Annotated in this window: 14 protein-coding genes and 3 tRNA genes; 6 read left to right on the forward strand and 11 right to left on the reverse strand. The window is 45.9% G+C overall.

All coding sequences use genetic code 11. From position 1 onward, the window contains the following. The first annotated feature begins 82 nt into the window (after nucleotides 1-82). Genes QEP07_RS03255 through QEP07_RS03265 form a run of 3 tightly spaced genes read left to right on the forward strand, consistent with a single transcriptional unit; the run spans nucleotide 83 to nucleotide 1,519 of the window. Entirely contained in the window at nucleotides 83-676 is a 594-nt protein-coding gene (locus QEP07_RS03255; RefSeq protein WP_285008503.1) for a TetR/AcrR family transcriptional regulator, read from the forward strand. A gap of 45 nt (nucleotides 677-721) precedes the next feature. Further along, a complete protein-coding gene (locus tag QEP07_RS03260; RefSeq protein ID WP_285008504.1) occupies nucleotides 722-1,189 on the forward strand; it encodes a hypothetical protein in 468 nt (155 codons plus the stop codon). Between the two features lie 12 nt (nucleotides 1,190-1,201). Next, nucleotides 1,202-1,519: a DUF3817 domain-containing protein gene (locus QEP07_RS03265; protein ID WP_256005450.1), complete on the forward strand. Its 318-nt coding sequence runs from the start codon at nucleotides 1,202-1,204 to the stop codon at nucleotides 1,517-1,519. Here QEP07_RS03265 and QEP07_RS03270 read toward each other — a convergent pair. Then, nucleotides 1,471-2,010, reverse strand: coding sequence for a DinB family protein (locus tag QEP07_RS03270; protein ID WP_285008505.1), 540 nt, complete (start codon nucleotides 2,008-2,010; stop codon nucleotides 1,471-1,473). The genes QEP07_RS03265 and QEP07_RS03270 overlap by 49 nt on opposite strands. A 145-nt stretch (nucleotides 2,011-2,155) precedes the next feature. On the opposite strand from QEP07_RS03270, the gene QEP07_RS03275 reads away from it, so the two are divergent. Beyond that, nucleotides 2,156-2,656, forward strand: coding sequence for a DinB family protein (locus tag QEP07_RS03275; RefSeq protein WP_256005446.1), 501 nt, complete (start codon nucleotides 2,156-2,158; stop codon nucleotides 2,654-2,656). A gap of 84 nt (nucleotides 2,657-2,740) precedes the next feature. Here the strand turns inward: QEP07_RS03275 and QEP07_RS03280 are convergent. The 6 genes from QEP07_RS03280 to QEP07_RS03305 all read right to left on the reverse strand — a co-directional run bounded on the left by QEP07_RS03280 (nucleotide 2,741) and on the right by QEP07_RS03305 (nucleotide 10,072). Next, a tRNA-Pro gene (locus QEP07_RS03280) sits at nucleotides 2,741-2,814 on the reverse strand. A gap of 50 nt (nucleotides 2,815-2,864) precedes the next feature. Continuing rightward, nucleotides 2,865-2,938 (reverse strand) — tRNA-Pro (locus QEP07_RS03285). Nucleotides 2,939-3,079: 141 nt separating this feature from the next. Beyond that, nucleotides 3,080-4,216, reverse strand: a complete 1,137-nt coding sequence (locus QEP07_RS03290; RefSeq protein ID WP_285008506.1) for a cellulase family glycosylhydrolase — start codon at nucleotides 4,214-4,216, stop codon at nucleotides 3,080-3,082. 27 nt (nucleotides 4,217-4,243) lie between these two features. Continuing rightward, entirely contained in the window at nucleotides 4,244-5,428 is a 1,185-nt protein-coding gene (locus tag QEP07_RS03295) for a sialidase family protein (protein WP_285008507.1), read from the reverse strand. Between the two features lie 48 nt (nucleotides 5,429-5,476). Continuing rightward, a complete protein-coding gene (locus tag QEP07_RS03300) occupies nucleotides 5,477-7,003 on the reverse strand; it encodes a RagB/SusD family nutrient uptake outer membrane protein (RefSeq protein WP_285008508.1) in 1,527 nt (508 codons plus the stop codon). A 12-nt stretch (nucleotides 7,004-7,015) separates the two neighbouring features. Further along, nucleotides 7,016-10,072 carry a SusC/RagA family TonB-linked outer membrane protein gene (locus tag QEP07_RS03305; protein WP_285008509.1) on the reverse strand — a complete coding sequence of 1,019 codons (3,057 nt, stop codon included), beginning with the start codon at nucleotides 10,070-10,072 and terminating at the stop codon, nucleotides 7,016-7,018. A 191-nt stretch (nucleotides 10,073-10,263) separates the two neighbouring features. Here QEP07_RS03305 and QEP07_RS03310 point away from each other — a divergent pair, with 191 nt between their 5' ends. Then, nucleotides 10,264-14,247: a hybrid sensor histidine kinase/response regulator transcription factor gene (locus tag QEP07_RS03310; protein ID WP_350223359.1), complete on the forward strand. Its 3,984-nt coding sequence runs from the start codon at nucleotides 10,264-10,266 to the stop codon at nucleotides 14,245-14,247. A 2-nt stretch (nucleotides 14,248-14,249) separates the two neighbouring features. Here QEP07_RS03310 and QEP07_RS03315 read toward each other — a convergent pair whose 3' ends face one another. The 3 genes from QEP07_RS03315 to QEP07_RS03325 all read right to left on the reverse strand — a co-directional run bounded on the left by QEP07_RS03315 (nucleotide 14,250) and on the right by QEP07_RS03325 (nucleotide 16,363). Next, nucleotides 14,250-15,209 carry an SPFH domain-containing protein gene (locus tag QEP07_RS03315; protein WP_285008511.1) on the reverse strand — a complete coding sequence of 320 codons (960 nt, stop codon included), beginning with the start codon at nucleotides 15,207-15,209 and terminating at the stop codon, nucleotides 14,250-14,252. Nucleotides 15,210-15,212: 3 nt separating this feature from the next. Next, nucleotides 15,213-15,659 (reverse strand): NfeD family protein, encoded by a 447-nt coding sequence (locus tag QEP07_RS03320; RefSeq protein ID WP_285008512.1) that lies wholly within the window; start codon nucleotides 15,657-15,659, stop codon nucleotides 15,213-15,215. Nucleotides 15,660-15,733: 74 nt separating this feature from the next. Beyond that, on the reverse strand, nucleotides 15,734-16,363 hold the full coding sequence (locus QEP07_RS03325; protein WP_256005437.1) for a trimeric intracellular cation channel family protein: 630 nt from the start codon (nucleotides 16,361-16,363) through the stop codon (nucleotides 15,734-15,736). Nucleotides 16,364-16,419: 56 nt separating this feature from the next. On the opposite strand from QEP07_RS03325, the gene QEP07_RS03330 reads away from it, so the two are divergent. Further along, nucleotides 16,420-16,914 carry a VOC family protein gene (locus QEP07_RS03330; RefSeq protein ID WP_285008513.1) on the forward strand — a complete coding sequence of 165 codons (495 nt, stop codon included), beginning with the start codon at nucleotides 16,420-16,422 and terminating at the stop codon, nucleotides 16,912-16,914. Nucleotides 16,915-16,970: 56 nt separating this feature from the next. Here QEP07_RS03330 and QEP07_RS03335 read toward each other — a convergent pair. Further along, nucleotides 16,971-17,057 (reverse strand) — tRNA-Ser (locus QEP07_RS03335). Nucleotides 17,058-17,144: the final 87 nt, after the last annotated feature.

The raw sequence follows: 17,144 nt of genomic DNA on the forward strand, positions 1-17,144 counted from the left end.
ATATAAGCATAGCCTTCGTTAAGTTACAAAATTCTGACGCAAAAGCGGCGCTATAAAACATACCAAGTGGTATCTTTGGCTCATGACCATGTCGAAAGCTGCGGCCACAAAACAAGCGATCTTAGCGAAGTCCCTGGAACTCATTTACCGGAAGGGGTATCATGGCACCAGCATTGACGATATCATTAAGACGACCAATGTAACTAAGGGCGCCTTCTTTTATCATTTCAAATCGAAAGAAGAAATGGGCCTGGCCATCATCAACGAGATCTTCTACCCGCAGGTAATGGATGGACTCGGAAGGCCGCTGAGCCAGGGTGAAGATGTCACTGAGGGGATATATAAGATGCTGCATACATTGCTGTTCGACGATTCTGTTTTCAGGGTGGAATACGGTTGCCCTGTGGTAAATCTCGTTGAGGAAATGTCGCCAGTAAGCGAAGCATTCAGAAAGGCCTTAGGCCGACTGATGCAGCGGGTTGCGGAGGCTCTGGAATCTGCGCTCCTTGGGGCGCAGAAGAATGGTCAGATCAGGGCTGATGTGGATACCAAGGGGGTGGCGACTTTCATTCTAACCGGTTACAGTGGTGTCAGAAACCTGGGGAAGGTTTTGGGAAGAACTGCCTATACGGGTTTCCTGAAAGAAATGAAAACGTATTTATCTCGATTAAAATAAGCATTTTAAAAAATTTTAAAAAAAACATACCAATTAGTATCTTTCATGATGTACGAACTTTTACTCCCGCTCCATTCCTTGTTCAGATGGCTTGTTCTTTTCAGTCTCTTCTGTGCCGTTTTTACAGCGCTTTTCGCCTATGTAAAAGGCTCACCATTCAGCAAATGGCATAATAGCCTTCGCCATTGGACAGCGACAATTGCGCATATACAGCTAATGCTGGGTATTTTGATCTACACGAAAAGTCCGCTGGTTAAAGCATTTTTTTCTGCGCCGGCCGACCATGGCGGTCGTGCAGGCTTCTCCTTTTTTGCGGTTGTACATTTGGGGCTTATGCTGTTAAGTATTGTCTTGATTACCATTGGCTCTGCAAAAGCGAAAAGGCAACAGGAAAGTGCTGAAAAATTCAAGACGATGTTGGTCTGGTTTTCCATTGCGCTGCTGATCATTCTGGCAGCCATTCCCTGGCCATTTTCACCATTGGCAAGTCGCCCCTATTTCCGAAACTTTTAAATGCAAAACGATATGATCAATTTTCTTAAAACCCCAATTGGCCGGCTTCGCCTGATCGGATACCTGGAAGGCATTTCACTCCTCGTCCTGGTGTTCGTTGCGGTTCCGCTGAAATATTTTTTCGACTACCCGGACCTGGTGAGGGCACTCGGTCCGATACACGGGGCGCTGTTTCTGCTTTTCCTGTATTCTGCCATTAGCGTGGGTATAGAAGAAAAATGGCGTTTTAGAGAAACGACCTGGAAGGTGCTGCTGGCATGCCTGATACCTTTTGGAACTTTTTATATAGATAGATTTATCCTCGGGAAGTACCGGTCTCTTAAAACCTGAACGTGGTGAAGCGGGTGGCCGGCGATAATGTAAGCCAGCGCAAGGGTCGAATTAATGATATTGCTGCACAGGCCTGTACGACGCAACATGGGTTCGTCGAAGCTGCTGAAGAGGGCTATGGTACTTTGTCTTACCAAGTCAACTTCATGCAGCAGATCCTCGATAGTACGCTGACTGGCATTGGTGTGTATAGCAAAGTTCTCTTCATCAAAGCCAGGCAAAGCCGTCTGATCGTTACGGGCAATGCGAAGCGCCCGGTAACTTAGTATGTGTTCAGTATCGATCAGGTGCTGAAGGATATCTTTTGCCGTCCACTTTCCAGGCGCATAGACCTGGTCGCCCAACTGTTTCAGCTTCACCAGGTCATCTGCGCGGAATATACTCCGGTGCCTCTGCAACACTTCCGATACCGGCACGTCGTCTGCGAACCGGATATATCCTTGCTGCCATTCATGTATCGGGTGAATTGCTGTGATGTCTGCTTTTGTCATACACAAAAATAAGCATACAATTTTGTTTTGGCCGCAGAACGTTCACAGTTATGTTTAACTAAATTTATTAGTTATTAAAGATGATTTTATACTAACTATATTAGTTTAAATGATATATTTGGGTCCACTATTTAACAACACTTGTATGTACCGAAATATTCACGATTTTCTGGAGAACTGGAAATACGAAACTGAAAGCACGCTTAAATTACTTAACCACATTACTGAGGAAACCCGTGCAACACTAGTCCATGAACACGTTCGTTCATTAGAACGCCTTGCCTGGCACTTAACCCAAACGATTACCGAAATGGGGCATAAAGCGGGTTTATTTGCTGAAGATCCGTTGGAGCATTTGCCCGTGCCAGGGAGCTTTACCGACCTGATTTCGGTCTACGCAGACTACGCGGCTCAGATCGCCAAGGCCATACCTCTAAAGTGGACAGATTCTGTCCTCGCCGAGAAGGTAAATATGTATGGCGACGAATGGACTAAAGGAACCGTTCTGCATATTTTGATTACGCATCAGTCTCATCATCGCGGACAAATGACAGTTATTATGCGAATACTTGGTTTACCGGTTCCTGGTTTATACGGCCCGTCAAAAGAAGAATGGGCAGAGATTGGAATGACTGCTCCTGAGTAGTCGTCGCTAGCGTTGTGATCAAAAACTAAAAGGCCTTAAATCGTTGATTTAAGGCCTTTTTAATAGAATTTGACTTCTATTTTGTCGGGGTGGCAGGATTCGAACCTACGACCTCCACATCCCAAATGTGGCGCGATACCGGGCTACGCTACACCCCGAACTGGTATCGTCTTTATGACTTTCTTTTGAATACCTTCCAGGTATTTTGTCGGGGTGGCAGGATTCGAACCTACGACCTCCACATCCCAAATGTGGCGCGATACCGGGCTACGCTACACCCCGAACTGGTATCTTTTCTTTCCAAAGCTTGTCGCTGTGGAGCGCAAAGATATGAAAAAAAGATCTCCGTACAAATATTTATCAAAAAGGCCGGAATTTTTATATATCCGGCCTTTTTGATATTAATCTTCGCTGGTGAGTTGCCTATTTGCTGGTAATTTTACGGATAAAATCGACCTCCTCCTTTTTATAAGGTGTGCCGTCCGTATGGAAGATATCATGAAACCAAAGCGGTGGCTCCGCGGTGTAAGTTTTTGTCCAACTGTCCCATGGATAAATGGTCTGGCTTTTTCCGTTTACGAAGCCCCAGTTGATCATGCCAACATTGTGCTTTTTTGCGATGGGCAAAAAGCCTGCGAAAGTACTGCCGTTGGGACGTGCCATGTATTCGGTACAGATAATGGGACGCTCATATCTCTGCAACCATTTGATGCGCATTTCGAATTCATCCGGATTGCCATAGTTGTGGAAGGTTATGATGTCTGACTGTTCAAGCTGCAACGCTTCAATGGGTTTGAGCTTGCTTTCCTCCGACCAATCGCCTGCCCATACACCTGAAGTAAGTGGCTGAGATGGCGCCACCGACCGCGCCCAGGCAAAGGTCTTGGCAAGCAAAGGGATGATCAACTCTACTTTGTTTGGAATTTCAACCTTTTCGTACGAAGGTCCCGTCATGTTCTCAGGTTCGTTCCACAAATCCCAGGCTAGAATACGCTGGTCATTTTTAAAGCGTGTAAGGACTGCTTTAACATACTTTTCTAGCCTTGGGTATTGGGTTGAATCTTTAAGCGCTAGCTGACCTGGACTCTGAACCCAGCCAGGGTTATGGGTAAATGGTTTGGGTGGAGCCTGCTTTCCCAACTTAGGAAAAGGATCCCAGCAGGAATCGAAAAATACAAGCACCGGCCTGATTTGATGTTTCGCAGCTATATCCAGAAAGGTATCCATGCGCTTTAAAAAGCCTGAAGGATCTTGCAGATACAGCAAATCATGAAGATAAACGCGAGCGGTATTCATACCAATTGATTTAGCCCAGCCAAGCTCCCTGTTGATAGTTACGGTGTCAAAGGACTCTGCCTGCCACATTTCTAACTGGTTTACCGCCGTGCTTGGAACGAAGTTGGCGCCTACAAGCCAGGGCTGCTTGTCGTACCAGGCACTAGCCTTCTCTTTTGTCCATTTTACATTTTGTGCTTCAGATGATTTCACGGTAGAACAGCTCTGCATGAAAAGCAATAGCGCACATAGCAATGGAACAGTAGTTTTAAATAGATAATTCATAAAAAATAGAGTTTATAAAAATTGGATTCATTTGTTGTGATTAATTAGCCTGCCCTTAATCATCCACACCTCTGTTTTGCTGGAGTAGGCATTTGTGCTCGCCACAGCTATAATGGTATCGTCATTAAGTATGACGAGACTGTTCCACAGACAGGATTTATTCGCAGGTATAAGAAATGGCACGGATTTGTGCGTAAAGTTTTCCGCATTAGCATCTCCGATAACCACCTTCATGTCGGCAAAATTCATGTTGTTGGTCCGTCCTTCCGTACCTTGATAGGACATGATGGTCTCTCCGGTACTCAGCTGCCGCAGATACGGTGCTCCGGCGTATAGATCATCTGCAATTCTATCAGCTAAAGCATAAATTCGGTTGGGGCTGACTGCCCCGACCGGACTTGCCCATGTACCGTTAGCCCTGTTTTTGATGATGTAAGGTTTAAAGGTATTTACAGCATTGTCTTCGATAGCTACCGCAATTCCGGCACCGTTGCGAAGCATCAAAGGAACCGGCATACCGTCTCTCCTCCCTGGACGAAAACTAACAACCTCCGGACTGGTAGTCCAACTGTCGCCATGATCTGCGGAGCGGAGCATGGAGATGTTCTGCTCGTCTGAGTCGGTATAAGGCCCTTCATTAGCAAAATATACCTGTATTTCCCCATCAGGAAGTTGAATTGCGGAGGGCTCCCAGCACCCGTTCTTAAACTCATGTCCTGCCTCATACAGAAGTTGTTCGCTGCTCCAGCTGGCTCCGCCATCATTACTCTTCCTGGCCAGGATACTAAACTTCCGAGAGGGGGAAATATTATAGGGCCGGCCGTTATAAAACACCAGAATATGATTGTTGTTAAGAACCAACAGATCTGGTACCGACATGTTGGAACCATCTTTTCGGGCGGCGACAACCGTTGCATCTGACCAGCTTTTGCCGGCATCTCCGCTCCTGACGCTTACAATACTTCCATCAGCTTCGTAAACGGCCAGAAGAGAACCATCGGATAACTGTGCTATCCTGCAATAACCTGAATAATTCGCATTGGCAGTAGGCGAGGAAATTCTGCTGAGCGTAGATTGCTCCCATTCAATGCGTTTGCCTTTCTTTTCGGCTGGCTGCTCTATTTTAGGATGCTGACTTTTAGTGCAGCAAAATGCCGCCAATAGAATAAAAACAGTTGCAGCCAGGCTTTTTGGCTTAATCTCATAGCGCATTGTTAGCTTTTCTTTTGGTGTTACGGTAGGCAAGTTACGCATCGTACATCAATAATTTGGATTCGGTACAAGATTCGGGTTGTTTTCTACTTCAATTTGTGGGAGCGGCAATCGGATTGTTTTACCGACAACGAAGTTATTAAAATCAGGATCTCGCTGAGCAACAGCATTTACTGCAGCTTGAGTATCCAGATCTCCCCAACGTTTCAGGTCGGCCCAACGGACGCTTTCTCCACATAATTCTAAGGCGCGCTCCATTTTCAAACGTTCTCTGAAAAGCACCTTGTCGTTACCTATCTGGGGGTAACCTACTGCCAGTGAAGCAAGATTCACGCGCTGCCTTACCCGGTTTACATATTGATACGCATCGGCAGTAGCGCCAAGTTCGTTTAAAGCTTCGGCATACATAAGTAACACATCGGCAAAACGAATAACGCGGTTGTTTATCTGGTTAAAATAATCCTCGTTGTTTCGCATATAATCTCTTGAATACTTTCTGAACCAAGCCTCGTCGGCATCCCAGGCCCAGCTCCTTCCATAAGTTTTGTCGCCAAAATCTGCTTCAAGCTGCGGATAGAACAGGGTATACCTCAGTCGAGGATCGAGCTGTCCTGAAACTGTTTTTTCCTTTTTAAACTCTGCTACCAACCAGTTGCGTGCCTGCCCATCTGACCAGCCGATTGTACGCGGTGCAAAAAACTGTGCGCGGTTGGTGCCCATGGTTGAGCTAGGGCCGTCTCCCTCTACCGTTTTGTTGGCGTCGGAGAACTGAATCTCAAATACTGACTCCTTATTGTTTTCGTTCTCAGCACGGAAATTTTCTTTATAATCGACGAGGTCGTAATAGACCTTTCCTTCTCCGGTTACGAGGTAATCGAAGGCCTGTTTTGCCTCGTTCCATTTATGCTGTTGCATATAGGCTTTTCCAAGTAAAGCCAATGCTGCACCCTTTGTGGGTCGTCCGATATCATTTCCGCTCCACTGGGGCGGCAGGTCTGTTGCTGCCTGAGAGAGATCGTTTTCAACCTGCGCCCATACGTCAGCAAGTTTGCTCGCAGGCGGGGTATCGACCGCACTCTGCAGGGTGGTAACAACAGGGAAGTTCTCCCATAGTAGTGCCGCATAGTAATAATAGAATGCCCTAAGGAATTTAGCCTCTGCAAGCAATTGCTTCCGCTTATTCTCGTCTGAAAATGGAATCTGCGGTACATACGTCAACACCTGATTGCAACGAAATATCGCTTTGTATGTATCTCTGTAAGTCGCCACATTACCCTCCCAGAAATTATAGTTGATGTATTGAAAGCGGGTCCAGTCGGCCAGTTCGGTCCAGGGACTCTTGCTAAAGCCTTCATCTGAGGTTAAATCGAGCCTGAAATAGATCCATCGCGACCAGCCTCCTGGCTGATAAAACATATGGTATATGGCGTTAACACCCCTTTGCGCGTCTGATTCAGTTTTCCAGAACTGTTCGACGGTTAGCGTGTTGGGATTGTCCTGATTAAGCAATTCCTTCTTGCAGGAACATACTATACAAGTTGTAGCGAGTATGAGTATTACTAAAATATTTTTCATGTTTTGTTCATATTAAAATCCAAACTGTAAGCCGAGAGATATCGTTCTGAGGTTAGGGAAGGCACCGAAGTCATACCCCTTTTCAAAGATGCTGTTGTTGCTAAATTCCGGATCGAGTCCGGTGTAATCGGTAAAGGTGAGCAAGTTCTGTCCGGAGATAGTTAGCTGAGCGTTTCTGAAACCTACCCGCTGCATGATCTGTGAAGGGATTTCATAGGAAAGACCTATATATTTGAGGCGGACGAAACTGCCGTCTTCCAGCCAACGGTCGGTATCACCTCGTGAATTAATCGTGCTACCGTAATATGCCCTGGGAACGTCGGTATTTGGAGTCTCCGGCGTCCAGGGTTGTATACCCGCCCGGTAGTTAGTGTTATCGGAAAACATGTCCATCACACTTCTGGGTCCGTTAAAGACTGTGGCGCCAAATGATCCGAACCAGTCCATGCTCAAAGAGAAATTCTTGTATGAAAAATTCATATTTAGGCCCAGTTCGTAGTCTGCCCAAGGACTGCCCACAACCCGCTTATCAGAATTGTTGATCTGCCCATCACCATTGTTATCTTTAAAACGGATGTCGCCAGGCCGGGCGTTGGGCTGAATTACCATACCTGCCTCGTTTTTATAATTAGTGACATCTTCATTACTCTGAAAAAGCCCATCGGTTTCCAGAACGTACCACATGCCAATCGGCTGACCCCGCTCGGTAACTGTGTTGCCAACAAATGTGCGGTTTTTACCATAACCGAGATCACTTACCTTGTTACGAAGCCTGGTCAAATTTGCCGTGACGTCGTATTTGAACAGTGATGAATTTTCTCTATAAGTGGCTGTGAGTTCGAAACCCTTGTTCTGGAGTGTTACGCCATTCACGTACGGGTTACCTCCATCATTTCCTGTGGAGATCAACAGCGGATACCTTAAAAGCACGTCTTTCGTTTTAGCGATAAAGTATTCTGCACTGACCGATATCCTGTCGTTAAGAAAACCAGCGTCCAGACCATAGTTTTGCTGGATAACCTTTTCCCACCTTAGGTCCGGATTGACAAGTTGTACTTGGGTGGAACCGGGAATGATAACTTGTCCGGGACCCATCGCGATGGTCGAAAATGTATTGATGGTTGCAATGTAGTCGTAGGGGCCAATATTGCTGCTGCCCAGTGTCCCGTAATTTGCGCGGATCTTTAAGTCGCTGACCCATGAATTATTAAAAAAATCCTCTTTACTGATCCGCCATGCGGCAGAAACTGAAGGATAAGAGCCGAACTTATAGTCTTTACCAAATCTCGATGTACCGTCCGTTCGTATTACTCCGTTTAGCAGGTACTTGTCAGCATAATTATACTCTATCCGACCGAAGTAGGAGATCAGATCGGTACGCTCCTTAAACCCGCCAGTCTGCGGTTCATTTCCCTGATCAAGCACATTATAGTAGCCGCCCGCCGGATTGGCCAGAATATTTCGCTTTCTGCCCCATATCTGAGCATAGTGGTTCCGCTGATAAGATTGTCCGGCAACAGCATTCACGCGATGTTTACCCAGATCTTCTGTGAACGTTAGTGTATTTTCGACGAGTCCGGTAGATGACTGCGCACGATTTTCCTGATATATGGAAGGATCGAATGGTTGGTTTAACGTCCAGTTACCTTGTTTACGCAGATTTTGAAAATGATCTCGGCTGGTTTCGTATCCCAGATTGATCCGGTATTTTAGCTGTGGCAAGAGCTGCAATTCTGAGAATACGTTCCCCCGGATTCGCAGATTAGCATTACTGCGGTCGTCTAAATCGGCGATAGCCACGGGATTGGTAGCAAAGGTTCTGGCCCGTGCCTCATTGCCATATCCATATCCACCTGGATTTGCCGGGTCGTAGACCGGAATTGTCGGTAACAGACGTACCACGTCAATGATTGGGTTGCCCGACATTTCATTTGCATTTGCACTACTAATGGCCAGATTCTCACCAACGGTAAAAATTCCTTTTGTGCCTTTTGTATTTACACGAAAGCTCAGACGATCGAAGTCGGTACTGATTACTGTTCCTTTGTTCTTGAAATAACCGCCAGAAACGTAATAACTACTGCCTTGACCACCTCCCGAAAAGCTCAGGGAATAATCTTGTAGATTTCCGGTTCTGAACGCAACGTCCTGCCAGTCGGTGTTTATTGACATATCAAGATTTTGACGGGGGGTACCGGAGTTATCGTAGGCCATATAGTTGAGCCGCGCAAATTCTTCCGTTCCGGCCAGATTAAACCTCGGGATGGTCTGAAGACTTGATTTACCGTTAAAATCGATCCGCATGGGGCCTTCTGCGCCTTTTTTGGTGGTGATGATGATTACACCATTAGCAGCCCGGGAGCCGTAAATAGCTGCTGCAGAGGCATCTTTCAATATCTGAACCGACTCGATATCTGCCGGATTGAAATCCCGGTTCGCCGTTGTTACAAGTCCGTCTACAACGTAGAGCGGATTTGTTCCCGAAAGATTTTTAAGGCCTCTTATTTGAATCTGGGCTTCGGAACCAGGCTGTCCGCCTCCACGCACGCGGATTCCTGTAGCAAGACCTTGTAATGATTCTGCCACTGTGGTCGCCTGTCTTTTTTGTACGTCCTGAGCTTTTACCACCGATATCGCACCGGTAAGATCCTGTTTCCGCTGTGTGCCGTAACCTACTACAACAACCTCACTCAGATTGGAGTCTGATTCAACCAGGGCCACGTCGACGACCGTCCGGCTGTTTACCGGTATTTCCTGTTGGGCAAAGCCTACATAGGTAAATATTAATACCGCAGTTGATCCGTCCGGAACGGTTATGGTAAACCTGCCTTCAGGATTTGTGACTGCAGACAAAGCAGTTCCTTTTAACAAGATACCTACGCCCGGTAAGGGTGCCCCATTGTGGGTAACCTTTCCGCTAATGCTGTTTTGTGCTGATGCGTTTGCGTAACTACCCAGGATGAGCAAAAGTAGTAGCATGGCTTGCCTTGGATAATTAACAAAATTCCTTAGAAGAAGGAACGTCTGGCGGGAATGGTGCTCGCGCCACGATGGTAACTTTTCTTTCATACGATTTAAATTTTATTTGGTTAGGGGAATGACGCTATGTGCGTCAAACCTTAGGCTAAGTTGAGGTTTAGGATTTGCGTAATCTGATCAAATACTTCTCAATTCGTCTCAGTTTTCGAATATTGAGGTCTGAAACGAACCATAAAGCTGTTTATCGCCCTCAAACTATTATATTTAGAACTAACCAGACAATGACCGTGAGCAGACTTCTAGTAATCTTGATTCTTGTATTTTGTATAAATGCTAAGATTTCAAAGGGCCAACCCTTTAATTTCAGACATTATCAAGTTGAAGACGGACTTTCGTATAATTCGGTAATCTGTAGTATGGAGGACCGCACTGGATTTATGTGGTTCGGAACAAAGGATGGCCTCAACAGGTTTGACGGATACAAATTCAAAGTTTTCCGGCACGATCCTGAGTTGCGCGGCACAATAGGTCACAATTTTATTCAGAGTCTGTCCGAGGCCCAGGATAAATCAATCTGGGTGGGCACCTTAAATGGCTTATATCGTTTTGACCCGCTAACCGAAAGGTTTTCTTTAATTAAGACTACGAACGGAGGAATTATACGCGATGTTAAAACAGGAAAAAACGGAAACATCTGGTATATAAGGAACGGCATGCTTTGCGAGTATATCTTTGCGGAGCAGCGTGTCCGAACGTTTGATGGCCCGTTGTCATCTCTCTGTAGTGCTATTGATGTTGATTCCGACGGGGCCGTATGGGTATCGACGGAGTCCGGTTTATTACATCGCTTTGATGCCGGATTGGGCAGAATAGAAACCCTGAATGTCTTTAACCGTTCAAGGCAGGCAATATCGAACCGAATAGAGTGCATTTTGGATGGCGGACAAGGCATGATGCTGGTAGGAACCTCAAACCAGGGGTTTAAAATCCTGAATACGCAAACGGGCAGCTATAAAGACATTTCCATTCAAAGTTTCGATAATACCCCGATCTACGTCAGGGATTTTTTGCATTACCAGGGTGACGAGTTTTGGATTGCAACTGAATCGGGTATCTTTATATACAATTTAAAATCGGGCAGCTACATCAACCTAAGACATCGGTTTAATGATCCTTATTCCCTTTCCGACAACGCGGTGTATACGCTTACACGCGACAGAGAGGGCGGAATATGGGCAGGAACCTATTTTGGAGGCATCAATTACTTTCCGAAACAGTATACGCCCTTTGAGAAGTTTTTTGCTCAGGAGGACGGAAGGGCATTGAGTGGTAATGCGGTTAGAGAAATTTGCACTGATGATTTCGGAAATATTTGGATTGGTACGGAAGACGCTGGTCTGAATAAATTCAATCCAGAAACAGGAACGTTCCAGCACTATGGCCCGACAGGACGGTCGACCTCCTTATCGCACTCTAACATTCATGGCCTTTTGGCTGTCGGCGGCGAACTCTGGATCGGAACATTTGAACACGGACTGGATGTGATGGACATCAGAAGTTCAAAAATCACCCGAAGCTACAGGAGAGGTAACGGGCCCGGTAGCCTAGGGAGCAATTTTGTGGAAAGCCTGCTTCGTACGAGTTCGGGGGAGATACTTATTGGAACAGCCAGTGGACTTTACCGTTATAACCGTGGCCACGATAACTTTAGCCTGATAGACGCTTTGCCTGAGCATCTGCATTACACCGCGCTAATGGAAGACAGCAAAGGCAATATTTGGGCTGGAACACTGCGTGACGGGCTTTACGTATTTAATCCTTCTACCGGCAGGGCTGCAGCATTCAAACACCAGCCTGAAAGGAACAATACCTTAGCAAGCAATTATGTAAACGGCCTTTTTCAGGACAGCAGCGGCACGATATGGATAACGACGGAAACCGGTTTATGCAGATTAAACCATGATCAAAAGACCTTTAAAAATTATAACTCGTCTGATGGTTTTCCAAGTGATGTATTTTACCGAGTCTTGGAAGACCGACGCGGCAGCCTGTGGATAAGCACGGCGAGAGGGCTGGTTCGTTTCGATTTAAAAACGGAAAGTACCCATGTGTATAATCGTTCGAACGGCATTCTCAGCGATCAGTTTAACTATAGCTCTGCGTTTCAGGATGGGCAGGGACGGATGTACTTCGGGAGTGTAAAAGGATTGATCAGGTTTGATCCTAATCGGTTTGCAGTGAACCGGCACCATGCTCCGCTATTTATTACCGGCTTCCAGGTCCATAATAAGGACCTTCAAATAGACGCAAATAATTCAGCTTTGAAAACGTCCATTAATTTTACAGACGAGATTTCTCTTAATTACAATCAGTCGACCTTTAGTATTGATTTTGCCGCCTTGAGCTTTACAGCGCCGGAAATAACACAATATGAGTATATGCTGGACGGCCTTGAGAAAAGCTGGACTCATTTAAATGAAAACCGTAAAGTGTATTTTACCCAACTTCCAGCTGGCTCGTACCTATTCAAGCTGAGGGCGGCGAACAGCAGCGGCATCTGGAGTGAGGGAATAAAAACGCTCAGAATTACAATCCGTCCGCCATTCTGGGCAAGTAGCTGGGCATTTCTTGTTTACTTCGTTTTAGCTGGTACGGCGATATACTATGGATTTCGGTATTATAACCACTGGATGAAGGAGCGGCATACCCGCAGAATTGAACGGTGGGAAACACAAAAGGATAAAGAGCTCTACCAAGCGAAAATCAACTTCTTCACTTACGTGACGCATGAGATCAGGACGCCACTTACCCTCATAAAAGGGCCTCTTGACGATATAAGTAAGAAGATATCCGGCATAGATGGGGTTGAGGAAGATATTCTGGTGATGAAAAGAAACACAGATCGTCTTATTGAACTCACTAATCAGCTGCTGGATTTTCGAAAGACAGAAATAAAGGGTTTTAGTCTGAACTTTATATACTGTAGTATAAGTAAAATTTTGCTTGAAAATATAGATCGGTTTAAGGTTGCCGCTGAGGACCGAAAACTGCTTGTAGCTATCGACATCCCTAAGCAAGAGGTATACGCCTTTGCTGATCCTGAAGCGCTTAACAAGATTCTGAGCAACTTGCTGGACAATGCATGCAAATATGCAGCGCAGACTCTTGAGATTACGCTTAGTGTAAACAGCGAGGAGTTTATTATCGAAGTGTCAAGTGACGGAAAAATAATTGATGCCTTGCACCGTGAAAAGATCTTTGAACCCTTTTATAGGATAAATACCAGCAAAGAACTTCGTGGAACTGGGATTGGACTACCACTGGCGCGTTCTCTTGCTGAACTGCATGAAGGTTCTTTATCCCTAGCCGCGACGGACCGTATTTTGAACCGATTTATTTTACGTCTTCCTCTTCACCACGCTCAGGAATTTAATCTTACGCAGCGACCAGGAAAAACTTTGGCTCAGGAAAATGCTGATGATGATACCGAACGCGCTGTCAACTTACCTGTTGTATTACTGGTGGAAGATAATCTGGAGATACGCCGGTTTATCGGCTCCCGACTTGTACATGAGTACGAACTTATATATGCAGGTAATGGAAAAGAAGCTCTGGCAATGCTCGCCACAAGAGCGGTACAACTCATAGTAAGTGACATTATGATGCCCGAAATGGACGGCATTGAACTTTGCAAACTGCTTAAAGGGAACATAGAATCTGCCCATATCCCAATTATTCTACTTACGGCAAGGAATACCCTGGGATCTAAAATTCAGGGTCTGGAGGCTGGTGCAGACGCGTATATTGAAAAACCCTTTTCTCCTGATCACCTGCTAACCCAAATCAACAACTTGCTGGTGACCCGTGATAAAATCAAAAACTACTTTTCGCGCTCTCCTCTCGTTCACATCAAGACCATGGCTTACAACAAAGCGGATGAGGCTTTTTTGGAAAAGCTTAACGAGTGCATCATAAAGAATATTGATAACAGCATGTTAGACGTGGATTTCCTGGCAAACGTCATGAACATGAGCAGGCCTACGCTTTACCGTAAGATCAGGGAAATTTCCGACCTTACACCACATGAACTCATTAGCATTACGCGCTTAAAAAAAGCCGCCGAACTACTCGCCGAAGGTCAACACAAAATATTAAAAATTGCGTCGATGACAGGATTCAGTTCTGCTGCTCAGTTTAGCCGGAGCTTTGCAAAACAGTTCGGTTCTACGCCGTCTGAGTTCGCGGCCCTGGCTAAGCGCGGCTAATGTTATGCCTTCCGACCAATATTTGTGCCCGGCGCTGGACCGTTTACATTCGCTGTATTAAGGACGGAAGTAACGCTTGAAATCACGCCGGCGATATTGGACAAATCGGCCGGAACGATCATACTGTTGTTTACTTTCGCCAGCTTACCAAACTCTGTAAGGTACTGCTCAGCAATTCGAAGGTTCACTGCGTTTACGCCACCTTCCTGATTGATGGACTTGGCGATCTCGATAATACCCTTGGCGGTTGCCACGGCTACCATCTCAATTTCAGCGGCGGTTCCGCTCGCTTCATTAATCTTCCGCATTTTTTCACCTTCCGAACGGGCAATCATTTCCTGCTTGTCTCCTTCTGCACGGTTTATTTTTGCCTGCTTATCTCCTTCTGACTCTGCAATAAGGGCACGCTTTTCACGCTCGGCACGCATTTGCTTTTCCATGGCATCACGGATACTTTGAGGCGGAGCAATATTTTTCACTTCATAGCGGGATACCTTTATACCCCATGGATCGCTGGCCCTGTCAACCGCACTTACGATGGTTGCATTTACCGTTTCCCGCTCTTCAAAAGTTTTATCAAGTTCCATACGTCCAATGACACTTCTCATGGTTGTCTGAGATATTTGGATCACTGCAAAGCGATAATTATCAATGCCATACGAGGCTTTCTGAGGATCAATAACCTGGAGGTAAAGAATTCCGTCCACCTCCACTGCGATATTGTCCTTCGTTATACATATCTGGGAAGCCACATCTATAGCCTGCTCCTTGAGATTCTGCTTGTAGGCAACTTTATCGATGAAAGGTATCAGAATATGGAATCCTGCATCCAAAGAACGGCTATACTTGCCCAGGCGCTCAATGATGAAAACTGTTCGCTGCGGTACCACCTTGAACGTTGATGTAAAGGCGATCAATAGAAAGACCGCTAGGATAATAAGAATATAGGTTGCTGGACTCATGGATTAGTTATTTTGTATTGGTTTTACGATTAATTTTATACTCTTTGTGCCAGTTATCAGCACATTTTCTCCGGCGAGAATGGGCTCGTCAGATATTGCATCCCACATCGTTCCCTTAAACTCAACTTTTCCCTGCTGATTGGGACCAATGTTTGTCTCTGCCTGTCCCACTTTACCTACAAACTCATCTTCCAGCTCTGTGTCGTTTACCGTGGTACCGAACTTTGCTTTCAACCAATTCCTCAGCAGCAGTACGGTGATAACGGAACTGCCAATGAAAACCAAAATCTGTGTGTTCACAGACACCTCGGCCATAAGTGTCATGATGGCAACTATCCAGGCCCCGACACCAAAGAAAAACAGGATAAAGCCCGGTAGTAAAAATTCAAGTAGAAAAAAGGCAAACCCGATACAAAACCAGATCAGCGTATCGTTAAAAAAATCGTTCATAGCGGAGCATAATTGAAAATATATTTGATTAAAGCGGTTTCGAGCTGTCAATATACAAAAAAATATCAAAGATGCTAGACCTGTTTTCGGGCGAAGACGGGTAAATTCCATCGATAGCGTAGCGCGAGCAACCGGATGATGAAACATATTACCAGTGCGAGAAGAGAGGTTTGATCGCTGCTTAACCATTTAAAATGACGACCCAGCACAACAAGTCCGGCACCAATAAGAGCGGCAGAGGCGTACACCTCCCTTTGCAAAATGACAGGCACTCTGTTGAGCAGGATATCACGCAGGACGCCTCCGCCTACGGCTGTGGTAATACCCAAGAGGATAGCGACCTGGTCATTATGTCCGTAGGCCAGACTTTTTTGTGCGCCGGTAACGGCAAAAAGCGCTAAGCCCAGGGCATCAAAAAAGAGTACCGGGTGATTGAGCCGCTGTACCAATGGATATAAGCTTATCGTCATGCCGGCGGCAATTATAGCTGCAACAAGATACCGCCAGTTGGCCAGACCCGCAGGCGGTATAGCCCCAATACACAGATCTCTGATAATTCCGCCTCCACATGCTACCGTAAATGCTATGGCACAGATACCAAACAGGTCCATACCACGCTGCCTGGCGGCCGCTGCCCCGCTTATCGCAAAAACAAAAGCACCAGCAAGATCAAGAAAATAGTACAGCGTGTGAAGTTGCTCCATTGCTTTTTAAATATAAGCACAGATTCTGTATATTAACAAACGTCAAAAGATAAAACATGCAAACAGAACAGAACTATATTGTACCGGCAAATACCCGGATAGGACACGTCCATTTAAAGGTTGCTAACCTCGACCGGGCCTTAGCTTTTTACCAGGGTTTGCTGGGCTTTGAACTGATCACCATGTATGGCAGCCAGGCAGCATTTATCTCGGCCGGAGGCTACCATCACCATATTGGATTAAATACCTGGTATAGTGAAGATGCGCCGCCTGCGCGTGCTGAAGGCGTCGGCCTGTTTCACACCGCCATCGTTTACCCTACCAGGCGTGACCTCGCAGTCATATTTGATCGCCTTCGCCGTGCCCCTTACCCGCTTACGGGGGCTTCTGACCACGGTGTATCGGAAGCGTTGTATCTTAACGATCCGGACGGTAATGGTGTTGAGCTTTATTGGGATCGCCCGAGGGAACAGTGGCCGCTCAAAGCTGATGGATCTATTGAGATGTATACCAGAATGCTTGATTTGAACAGCTTACTCACCGAATTATGACGCTGGTAGTCATATGTGTCAAATAAAAAAGGGCTTCACTAATGAAACCCTTTTCGCGGAGAGGGCGGGATTCGAACCCGCGGTACCGTTACCAGTACGACAGTTTAGCAAACTGTTCCTTTCGGCCACTCAGGCACCTCTCCTTTTACCTAAAAACTTCGTTTTTGGGTTTGCAAATATAGTAATTCATTGAACTATGCAAAAAAAAATCGATGGCTTTGGGGATAAAA

The organism is Pedobacter faecalis, from assembly GCF_030182585.1.
In the GTDB taxonomy this organism is placed as follows: domain Bacteria; phylum Bacteroidota; class Bacteroidia; order Sphingobacteriales; family Sphingobacteriaceae; genus Pedobacter; species Pedobacter faecalis.